A 9,782-nucleotide genomic window follows, 5' to 3' on the forward strand; every position below is an offset into this window, starting at 1 on the left:
TTGCCGCGTTTGATGTGCGGCGGGGCCATGCCTTGGCAAACACGGCGATAAATCCTTGGTGCCGTGCGCGATTTCAATTATTGCAGGATGTTGTTTCTGCAATGGGGGACGGGGCATGGGCGACAGGGCGGACGACGAAATATCCTTCGTGCAAGGGTCAGATATTGTGCGGTCGGCCGCAAGCCCGGTCGTCTTCTGCGATACGCTGGGCCTTTATCAGGCGCCCGTTGGTCTATCTCTCGATAGCGTGGTCGTCTTTGCCAGCCCCTGGGGGCTGGAAGAACTCTGCACGACGCGCAAGTTCTGGCGCATCATTGCTGACAAGCTTTCGGCGCAAGGCATAGGTTCTTTCCGCTTCGACTGGCCGGGCACGGGCGACGGGCGCGACGATATCGATTTTTCCAAAGGGCTGGACCTCTGGCGCGATACGCTTGCCGAAGCTGCCCGGAAAGCGCGCGCCCTGTCGGGGGCAAGCCGTGTCATCATCATCGGACAGAGCCTTGGCGCGGCGGTTGCCGCCGAAACGGCGGCGCGGATCGATGGCATTGCGGCCTTGGCGCTGCTGGCGCCGGTTATTTCCGGACGGTTTTACACGCGCGAACTGGCTGTCTGGTCAAGCATGGTCGATGCTGATCTGGGGCTGACGGATGAGCAGCGGATCAGGAACGGCGTTTCCATCGCGTCCTTGACAATGCAGCCGGAAGTGGCCGGCGATGTGAAGAAGATCAATCTTCTATCCTTGCAAGCGATACCTGCACTCCAATGTCTTCTGCTGGCGCGGACGGATCGCCCGAACGATGCCGAACTGGCCGCGCATCTGGAAAAGCTCGGCGCGGATGTGACGGTTGAGGCTTTTGCCGATTACGACAAGCTGATTTCGAACCCGGTCATCTCACGCCTGCCGCTGGAGGTCGCGGACCGGCTTGTCGACTGGGTGGCCGGTCTTGCTGGCTCCAAGCCCGCACAAAACAGGCCGGATGAAAATGTCCTTGGCGGCACATTGGCGGGCGACGGTTTTGTCGAGACGCCGGTGTCCTTCGGTTCCGGCGACCGCCTTTCCGGCGTTCTCTGCGCGCCAGTGGGCGCGCGGCAGGGCAGGACGGTTATGTTCCTGTCCTCATCCTATGACCGGCGCATCGGATGGGGGCGCACCACCGTCGCCATGGCACGCAGGCTCGCGCGGGAAGGGATCGCGTCCCTGCGTTTCGATATTGCCAATGCTGGCGACAGCCCGCCCAATCCGGGCATGCCGGAACAGGTGCTGTACACCCATGGGCCAGAGGCCGATGTCGCCGAGGCCCTTGATTATCTCGATGCTGTCGGCTGGGGCCGCCCCGTTGTGGCCGGGCGGTGCAGCGGCGCGTTTCTGGGGTTCCACTGCGCCGTCAAGGACGAGCGCATTTCCGGCGCCGTTCTGGTCAACCCCGTCACGTTCTACTGGGCGCCGGGGCGCTCGGTGGAGGACGCGGTTCGTGAAGGCAATCGCACGCTGGAGGATTATGGCAGTCGCGCGCTCCGCGCCGAAACATTCGTGCGCCTGTTTCGTGGTGAACTGGATATCCGCGCCATCCTGCGCAACCTTGCGCGCGGGGTTGTCGGGCGTTTTCGCGGGCTGGCACGCAAGCTTCTGCGCAGCCGGACAATGGAGGGGCGGGCGGTCTATTCGGCTTTTGACGAATTGAAGCAGCGCGGGGTGCCGCTGGCGCTGGTCTATGCCGAAAAGGATACCGGACGCGAATATTTCAATTTCTATTTCGATCAGGCTGGCAGCGGCGTGCAAGGCTTCGACAATGTGTCGGTAGCCATTGTTCCCGATGCTGATCATAATCTGACGCCGGAACATTCACGCGAAATCTATATCGATGCCATCCGCTCGCTCGCCTTGCGGAATTAGAACCAGACGATCCGTGACGATCCGGCGATGCGGATTTCGCCTGTTGGCTTCTGCGGCGTTTCATGACGTGGGATGAGGGCCACGCGTTTGGTTGCGTTGGGCGCAAGGTGAAACCAATTCTCCGCTGCGCGCCAGTCACCCGCATCGATGCTGACGGATTGGGCCAGAACCGGCGCTGTGAGATCAAGGAAGCAGTTGCCGTTTTCTTCGACAAGTACGGCTTCGACAGCGGCGTCATGAAAGGCCTTTGTCCGTCCGAGCGGAAAGTGAAATGCCTCGGCAACCGTAATATCGTTACGCTTCAATCGCGCGACCGTGACGTCATGTGCCGGCGGGCCGAAACGATAGGCGTAAGTGACATCGAAGAAGGCACCGAACAGATCCGTTGTCGGGATAGTGATCGCTGAACGTCCGGCCATCGAAAGATCGCGGCGACCGGAAACGACGGGCTGCGAACCGGCGCGCAGGCAGGCCAGTTCAAGCGAAAGATCAACGGGTTCCGCCTGCTCGTTCAAAATATGAATCGCAAGGCCGTTGACGCCTTCGTCGGTCAAGGCGACCTGCTGCGGTCGGAAGGCGCGCTTGAGGCCGTGCCATGAGGGCTTGGGTTCGCCGGTCGCATCGATCATGCCCCAACCGGCACCGGGCAGAAGGTCCTGAAACATCCAGAGAAGCGCGCCGAAACAGGTGCTTCCCGGCCGTCTCCATTCGGCAAAGGTCGCTTCCATCACTTCCGCAGTGACGGCGCGCGAAAGGTGGAGATAGTGTTCCATATCCTCGCGCCGCAGACGCGCCGGATCGTAACCGTATAACATCTCCAGATAGGCGTCGCGTACATCCTCGAAATCCCAGGATACACCGCGATCACGCGGCACGCGCGCCTTCCAGCGTGGATCATGAACCGGCGGCACATAGAGACGGGTTTTCAGCGTGCGCGCTTCGGGCACGTTGGAGAAGGCCAGACATTCGGTCGCAAAGCGCACCTCTGCCCGCCGCGCATCGTCCAGCGGACGGCAATAGGCGCTGACGCCGTAATAATGGCTCACCCCTTCATTGCTGATGAAGGGCAGGGCGCCATCGCAGGGCGAATTCGGCACATAGGGGATATTCGGGCAAAGCGCGTTTGCGATGCCGGGCAGGATTTCCTCGGTCAGCGGACCTTTCCAGGTCGCTTCCGGCAGGCCCATCATCGCGCCCTGCTGGTAGATTTCGCTGCCGCCGCAAAGAACCGTCAGCGACGGCGCATGTCCGATAGCGGTGAGAAGCTGATGCGCTTCGGCCTGTACATTCCCGACAAATGCCTCGTCCTTCACCGGATAATCGAAATTGGCGAACATGAAGTCCTGCCACACCATGATGCCCAGCTCGTCGCAAAGCGCGTAGAAATCCGGTGTCTCATAGGCCGTGATGCCACTCAACCGCAGCATGTTCATGCCCGCTTCCTGCGCGAGTTTCAGCCATGGTTCGTAATCGTCGCGCGCGCCGGGAAGGCGGATGATATCTGCGGAACTCCATACCGCGCCGCGACAGAAAATCGTCTCGCCATTGAGCTTGAGCGCAAATCCCTTGCCATCCGCTCCGTGATCGACCGCGATGCGCCGGAAGCCGGTACGCCCGATCAACTGCATTTGGCCATCAAGCGAAAGCTCGACATTGTGAAGCGTCGGATTGCCGTGCGTGTGCGGCCACCATGGTTCGACATGGGCAAGCATCAGCCTTGCCGTCCACCGGTCGCCGCCCTGGCTCTCGCAGGCGATTTTCTGTCCCGCGCAATGGAGGGTGAGTGTCGCGGCCTTGCCGCCATAGGTGAAACCGACGTGGAGCTCGCCATTGCCGGTTTCGGCCAGCCTCGCCTTGATGGCGATGTCCGATATGGTTTCGATATCTGGACGGCTGATGGTGACGGGACGCCATGGACCCACGGCATGAATTTGCGGGCACCAGCCCGGCATATAGCCAAGCGCGGTCGTGCGGATGAGGCGCAAACCTTGCGTATCCATCAGTTGCGTGCGCCAGCGGGCACGCGGGCCTTTCCGAGCGAGACGCGGTGCCAGCGCACGAAAACAGAGCGCAAGCTCGTCCTTGCCGGTCAGGGTGACGGGCAGGTCATGGCCAAGAAACATGTTCTCGGTTTGCAGCAGCAATTCGCCATTGAAAAAGACGTCGCATATCGTGGCAAGCCCGCCAAAATGGAGCGTGGCGGGGCCGGGCATCTCCTCAAGATCGAGGAAATACCAGGCGTCCTGATTGTCGAGCGGCACGGGATTTTTTCGGTCGAAGCGCCCGGCTTTTTCCAGCGCTTCCGCCACTGTTCCGGGCACGGGAGCATCATCGATGCTGTCAGCGGACTTGGCGTCATGCGGTGTTTGCGCCGCATCCGGGCCGGTGATGACAAGCCGCCACCCGGCCTGAAGCAGGCGGCGGGTCGGATTCAGCTCAAGCTGCATCGCGACCCATTTCCGTTGCAAGCGCAGCCATCAGCCGATCCCACGCATCCGCTGCCGGTTGAAGCGTCCCGGCCAACGCATCGAACCGCTTGCGCATCACGGCCCGGGCAAGCTGGAACTGAACAGCCTTTGCCGTTTCCGCGATCTGCAAGGCATCTGCCGAGGCTGTTGCAAAGCGCGTGCCTTGCCCGAGCCAGTCGAGATGACTTGCCGCAAGTTCGAAATTCGCGCCGAGCTGACGCAGCGTATTGAAGGCATATTTGTGGAAGAAGCCGAACGGACGTTCCGCAACGGCTTCCACCTGAGCCGGGAATACGCTGGCAAAGGCGCGGATCGGGTTTTCCTTCGGCCTGCGGGCAAAATGGCGCGGCAGAAGAATTTCGGCGACACGCCGCTGATGCGCTTCATCCGGCACAATCTTCGGAAACTTGGCAAATTCCGTATAGGGCAGGAAGGGGAGGTCAGCCTCGGTCAGATGACGCTGGAAGACCCCGTCGAAATCCTCGCCCTCCAGATGATAGAAACCGCCATTATGGAAATAATCGAGCCGGCGGTTTTCGACATCCATGCGGTTGATGGCGATGGTCGTCTTGCCATGTTCCGTGCGGTAGCTGACGCCATGCGTATCCGGCATGAAGTAGCTGTCCATCTCGACCATGCATAGGCGCCCCCGCGCTATCTGCTCGGCGACATGGCTTTCCACACGGTCGAAAATCGCAAGTTCGGTCGCCCGCACGCCATAAAGGGCTTCGAGGTCTTCCAGCGGCACCTTGAAGAAGGTGAACTGGTCGCCCTCGAAATCCTGTGTCAGCGTGAAGCCCAGCATGGCTTGCGGGGCGACACCCAAGGCCGCCAGCACCTCGATCCAGAGATCGACATAGCAGTTGGTTTCCGGCCAGATGCGCGTCTGGGCATGCAAGGCGTGCGGCGTGTAACGGTCGGGCGCGATGTTCGGAAAAACAGCCTGCATGGTCACGATCAGCCCCACAATTCCTTGCGTATATTTTCCGGCCAGATTTCAACATCCAGACCGTGATGATGGAAAAGAGCCAGCGCGATGCGCTCCAGCCCGAACCCCACGCAGGCCGTATGCGCCACGGCGCCATCATCGAGCGAGAGGCCCCACTTCAGGCCGAACTGGTCCTGATGGTAATTGAAGCTCATGCAGGCGGTCGGCTTTTCGACGCTGGTGATCGGGATCAGCAGTTCGAATTTCAGGTTCTGGTCGCGCTGGTTGTTGACCAGCATCTTGCCCGCACGCCCGAAGAACGGATCGTTGGCGACGTCGATTTCGACCGGCAGCCCCACCTTCTTCATCATTTCCGTGCCGCGGTCGATCCAGAGCTGGCGGAACGCCATCACATCATCCTGCGTGCCCATGCGCACATATTCACGCATGCGGAAAAGCTGCTGGCGGGCAGGGTCGACCGATGGTTCATGACGGAAGCAATAGGATTGCAGATCGTAAAGCCCGCCGCCCTGTGGCAGCGGTCCGCGCTTGGCAACCGTCGGATAGAGCGGATAACAGGCCGCAGGCGTCAGCACTATGTCCGTCGCCTTCTGCTCCAGCGTCCAGTCCTTGCCCTCATCCATGCATTTGATGAGGTTGATATGGTCAAGCTCGCAGCCGCAGAAGCTGTGTACGGTACCGGCCAGTTGCGGGAAGCTTTTCATATAGCCGCTTTTTTCAAAGAAAGCGCGGTTCATGCCGGGCGGAAAGCGGATCGCTTCGGCGCCGTCATTGCCGCCGGTGCGGTCGATCAGGCGTTCAAAGGCCTGGATGACATCCTCGAACTGGCCGGAGCGTCCGTAAAGGCCTTCCACGCCGGTATCGATCAGCAGACCGGAATCGAAAAGCCGGTCGAGAAATGATCTTTGAGCATCCATGGCGATTATCCCAAAAGGCTGGTGTTCTGTTTGTGAATGAGCAGCATGGTGGCCGTATTGCCGAGGATGCGCTCGTTTGAAATCATCAGCTGCGCGGAATGCGCGTCGCGCAGATGACGCCCAAGGCTGAAAGGCGTGCCATTCTTGTAGCCCATGATGCCGCAGACCAGCATGGCGTGGTTGATGATCTGAAGGATCGTCTGCGAGGCGGCAATCTTGAGATTGTTCATCGCAATCGCAAAGCCCATCGAGGCCAGCTTGTCGGGATCGTGCTTGGCTTCGCGATAGGTCTTGAGGCAGGCAACGATTTCGGACTTCAGCATTTGCAGCATGTTGGAGGCTTCGGCAACACGCAAGGCGCCCGGTTGCGGCGCACCCGGATTGCGCTTTGCGGCAGCGCGCACGAAGGCCTGCGCCCGGTTGACCGCATCGACGGCGATGCCGTACCAGAGCGAACTCCATAGCGTATGCGACTGCGCCAGCATGGATTGCGCTGCAATTTCAGCGAAGGGATGCGGCAGGATCTGCACCTTGTCGGCCTCGCCGCGGAACACAAAGCCTTCCGAGCAGGTGCCGCGCATGCCGAGCGTGTCCCAGTCATGGGTCTTTTCGAGCGTGTACTGGTCTTTCAGGAACACGGTCATGACCTGATCCGACGACGCGGCGTCTTTGTGCGAGCGCGATGTGATCAAAATGGCATCGGCATAGGTGCCATAGGAGATAACCGTGGCGTTTTTTTCCAGCCGGCAGATAGCGCCATCGATTTCAATGGCGCAGATCGAGTTGCGCAGATCACCGCCAATGCCGCCTTCGGTCGTCGCGGAAGCCAGCAGCAGCTGGTCCTTTGCGACCTTGCGCATGAAATCCCGGTGCCATTCGACCTCCTGGCCGTGCTCCACCAGGCTTGAAAGCTTGATGTGGTGCATGGCGAAAATCATCGCGCTCGATGCACAGGATTGGCCGAGAATGCAGCACAGTTCTGCAATCTGGTCGATTTCAGCGCTCTCGCCGCCCAATTCGCTTGGCACCTGAATGCCAAGCAGGCCCTCGGCCTTCATCGCATCGATTGCTTCCTGCGGGAAGCGGCCTTCCTTATCGACGCTGTCGGAAAATTTACCCGCTACGGCCGCAACGCGGCCCGCGCGCTCCAAAAGACTGTTCCCCGCCCCGGCATTCATTATGCGGCCTCTTTGTCCTTGAGAATCTGGGTGATCGTCTGTTCGATGGCCTTGATGCTCGCGAAAGACTTGCGATTGAGATACTGGTCCGGAAATTCGATATCGAACCTGTCTTCCAGGCCAAGCATCAGCTGCACCGAGGCAAAAGACGACAGGCCTGCGCTGTAAAGGTCGGCGTCGTCGGCGATGTCTGTCACCGCGTCCGGCAGTCCGCCGACCTTGGCCAGAAGCTCGCGAATGGATTCATTCATGGTTTATCTCCCTGCATATCCGATCAGATCGCGTGATCGTGTCCGGATTGACACGACACACGATCTATCGCGCTTTAAAAAAAGCTGCGGCAACTGTTCGAAATTCTGCCCCTTTATGCAAGTGATATGTTGCGAATATTAGCTACATCGCAAACACATCGCCCTGCGTTTGGCTTTATCTGCTCCCGCAAGCCTTTATTTTCTGTTGACGTGACTGAATTGCCGCCCGCTTATTCTAGGGGACTGCTTATATAGTTAAATATTCGATGACAAGATATGTTGCATTGCGCGCAGGGGTTGCGTGCAATTTTGGTTAAAGCGGGCGTCGCGAATGCCGTGGCGCGGAAATTTGCCCCGTATTGGTGGCGATTGCCATTTCAAAACTGTCGGCGATGCGCCGTGCGCGGTCGATAAAGATGATCGCGGCTTCGGACGGGAAGATTTCGCGCGCTGTCTTCTCGAAAAGTTCGAGCCAGCGGTCAAAATGTTCGTTCTTCAGTCCCAGCTTGAGATGCGGCGCCATGGGGCGCCCTTCATAGCTGCCGGTCTTGAGAATGACTGACGACCAGAAAGCTGCGATCTGCGCGATGTGATGATCCCAATCGTGAACCGCTTCGGCGAAAATCGGCCCGATGACCGCATCCTCGCGCGCCCGTTCGTAGAAGGTGGCGACCAGCTTTTCAATGGAGGCCGGATCGATGGACGGGTGAGGCTGATTGATGAGAAGGGTCATGATTGCTTTTTGATGTCTTTGCGCCGGAATGCGGGCTCAGGGACGGATATAAGCGCTGCACGGGCCGCAATCCAGTGAAGTATTGCCGCACGGGTATCCGCATCGGATCATCAGCACGCCTTTCGTCGCAGAGCTTGGCACGATTTGATCCGAGACTTATCTCTACTTCGGACCGTTTGAGACATAAGACGAAGCCAAGAACGTGCTGTTCTACTTGTCGTGCCGCCTATGAAGACATTGGTACAATGTGGATGGCTGACGCTGGGCTTGAATAATTGACTAGAATTCGAAGGTTCCCTAATGGGTAGCCAATCTAAGGGGGCTTTCATGAAGTGTTATCTCATTAATCTCGACAAGAGCCGGGACCGTCTCGAATTCATGGCATCTCAGTTTGGCCGCCTCGGCGCACAATTCGAGCGAGTGGAAGCCGTAAATGGTCGAGCTATGTCTGAGCTTGAGCTAGCTTCCTTTACTCAACTCAGCAAAGAATGGCCCACCCCTTTGTCGCCTGCCGAAATTGGCTGTTTTCTTTCTCATCGCAAATGTTTTGAAAAGATCGCGACCGGCGAAGATGCATATGCGGTAGTCTTTGAAGATGACATTCGATTGAGCCAAGGTTCCTCTCGTTTTTTGGCTTCAGATCACTGGATACCTAAGCAAGCGGATATCGTTAAAATTGACGCTTACGGACATGAAGTATTGATTTCCAACCCCGTTAAAAGTGAAGGCCCCTATTCGATTTCCCGCTTGCGTTCGCGTCATTTGCAGACGGGCGGCTACGTTGTTTCGCGGGAAGCCGCTCGCAAGCTCCTTCCACTGATGGAAAAAGCCTCAGCGCCGATAGACCATTTCTTGTTCGACCCCAACGATGGGCCATTTAATGATTTTAACATTTATCAGATTACCCCCGCAGTTTGTCGTCAGTCGGGAATGGAAAGCACAATCGGTAAGAATCGGCGTATCAAACAGCGCCCGCCTCTTTTGAGCTTGGTTTGGCGCGAGGTTAAACGACTGGCGATGCGAACCCAGCGCAATTTAAGAGGTTGCATAGTAAACTTCACCAAAACAGGCCGTTGGGGGCCAATCCCATTTGATCGCGATATTGCGTAGGTCATTTCCAATTATTCATAGCCAATATTCACGATAGATATCGATCTTGGCGAACGGCAATCGTCGCCCAACCGACCGCCGCGCAGAAATCGCTTTGGCTGCTTGCTTCCGAGGTCATCCGCACACAGAAGGGCAATGGCGAAATCCATTCGCTCTGAATAGCCCCGAGTTTCGTGGACGCCCTCGGGTTACATTTCCTGCTGCCGTTCGAACTCGACGGGTGACAGCATCCCGTTCCTGACGTGCTTGCGCTTGGGGTTGTAGAACATCTCGATGTAGTCG

General features: G+C 58.4%; 9 protein-coding genes. 2 read left to right on the forward strand and 7 right to left on the reverse strand.

Annotated features, from left to right (window positions below; all coding sequences use genetic code 11):
* Positions 1 to 115: 115 nt before the first annotated feature.
* A complete protein-coding gene (locus AVM02_RS19290; protein WP_411508515.1) occupies positions 116 to 1,894 on the forward strand; it encodes an alpha/beta fold hydrolase in 1,779 nt (592 codons plus the stop codon).
* Here the strand turns inward: AVM02_RS19290 and AVM02_RS19295 are convergent.
* The 6 genes from AVM02_RS19295 to AVM02_RS19320 form a co-directional block, all read right to left on the reverse strand.
* Positions 1,891 to 4,341 (reverse strand): glycoside hydrolase family 2 protein, encoded by a 2,451-nt coding sequence (locus AVM02_RS19295; protein WP_411508516.1) that lies wholly within the window; start codon positions 4,339 to 4,341, stop codon positions 1,891 to 1,893. The two genes, AVM02_RS19290 and AVM02_RS19295, sit on opposite strands and share 4 nt — an antisense overlap.
* A complete protein-coding gene (locus AVM02_RS19300) occupies positions 4,331 to 5,311 on the reverse strand; it encodes a DUF1839 family protein (protein ID WP_411508526.1) in 981 nt (326 codons plus the stop codon). Before AVM02_RS19300 ends, AVM02_RS19295 begins: the two co-directional genes overlap by 11 nt.
* 8 nt (positions 5,312 to 5,319) lie before the next feature.
* Positions 5,320 to 6,228: an amino acid--[acyl-carrier-protein] ligase gene (locus tag AVM02_RS19305; protein ID WP_411508517.1), complete on the reverse strand. Its 909-nt coding sequence runs from the start codon at positions 6,226 to 6,228 to the stop codon at positions 5,320 to 5,322.
* A gap of 5 nt (positions 6,229 to 6,233) precedes the next feature.
* A complete protein-coding gene (locus tag AVM02_RS19310; RefSeq protein ID WP_411508518.1) occupies positions 6,234 to 7,406 on the reverse strand; it encodes an acyl-CoA dehydrogenase family protein in 1,173 nt (390 codons plus the stop codon).
* The gene (locus AVM02_RS19315; protein WP_411508519.1) at positions 7,406 to 7,657 is read right to left on the reverse strand and encodes an acyl carrier protein; all 252 of its coding nucleotides are present in this window, start codon (positions 7,655 to 7,657) and stop codon (positions 7,406 to 7,408) included. Before AVM02_RS19315 ends, AVM02_RS19310 begins: the two co-directional genes overlap by 1 nt.
* A 313-nt stretch (positions 7,658 to 7,970) precedes the next feature.
* On the reverse strand, positions 7,971 to 8,390 hold the full coding sequence (locus AVM02_RS19320; RefSeq protein WP_411508520.1) for a group III truncated hemoglobin: 420 nt from the start codon (positions 8,388 to 8,390) through the stop codon (positions 7,971 to 7,973).
* A 327-nt stretch (positions 8,391 to 8,717) separates the two neighbouring features.
* Between AVM02_RS19320 and AVM02_RS19325 the strand changes: the two genes are divergently transcribed.
* Complete coding sequence (locus AVM02_RS19325; protein WP_411508521.1) at positions 8,718 to 9,500, forward strand: glycosyltransferase family 25 protein; 783 nt, start codon at positions 8,718 to 8,720, stop codon at positions 9,498 to 9,500.
* Positions 9,501 to 9,688: 188 nt separating this feature from the next.
* Here the strand turns inward: AVM02_RS19325 and AVM02_RS19330 are convergent.
* On the reverse strand, positions 9,689 to 9,782 hold a 94-nt coding region (locus AVM02_RS19330; protein WP_297564976.1), incomplete at its 5' end, for an IS3 family transposase.

Source organism: Brucella anthropi, assembly GCF_046630315.1.
In the GTDB taxonomy this organism is placed as follows: Bacteria; Pseudomonadota; Alphaproteobacteria; order Rhizobiales; family Rhizobiaceae; genus Brucella; species Brucella anthropi_A.

Coding starts and splice junctions, on each gene's coding strand:
- AVM02_RS19290 (WP_411508515.1), top strand. CDS start 116: ATGGGCGACAGGGCGGACGACGAAATATCCTTCGTGCAAGGGTCAGAT.
- AVM02_RS19295 (WP_411508516.1), bottom strand. CDS start 4,341: ATGCAGCTTGAGCTGAATCCGACCCGCCGCCTGCTTCAGGCCGGGTGG.
- AVM02_RS19300 (WP_411508526.1), bottom strand. CDS start 5,311: ATGCAGGCTGTTTTTCCGAACATCGCGCCCGACCGTTACACGCCGCAC.
- AVM02_RS19305 (WP_411508517.1), bottom strand. CDS start 6,228: ATGGATGCTCAAAGATCATTTCTCGACCGGCTTTTCGATTCCGGTCTG.
- AVM02_RS19310 (WP_411508518.1), bottom strand. CDS start 7,406: ATGAATGCCGGGGCGGGGAACAGTCTTTTGGAGCGCGCGGGCCGCGTT.
- AVM02_RS19315 (WP_411508519.1), bottom strand. CDS start 7,657: ATGAATGAATCCATTCGCGAGCTTCTGGCCAAGGTCGGCGGACTGCCG.
- AVM02_RS19320 (WP_411508520.1), bottom strand. CDS start 8,390: ATGACCCTTCTCATCAATCAGCCTCACCCGTCCATCGATCCGGCCTCC.
- AVM02_RS19325 (WP_411508521.1), top strand. CDS start 8,718: ATGAAGTGTTATCTCATTAATCTCGACAAGAGCCGGGACCGTCTCGAA.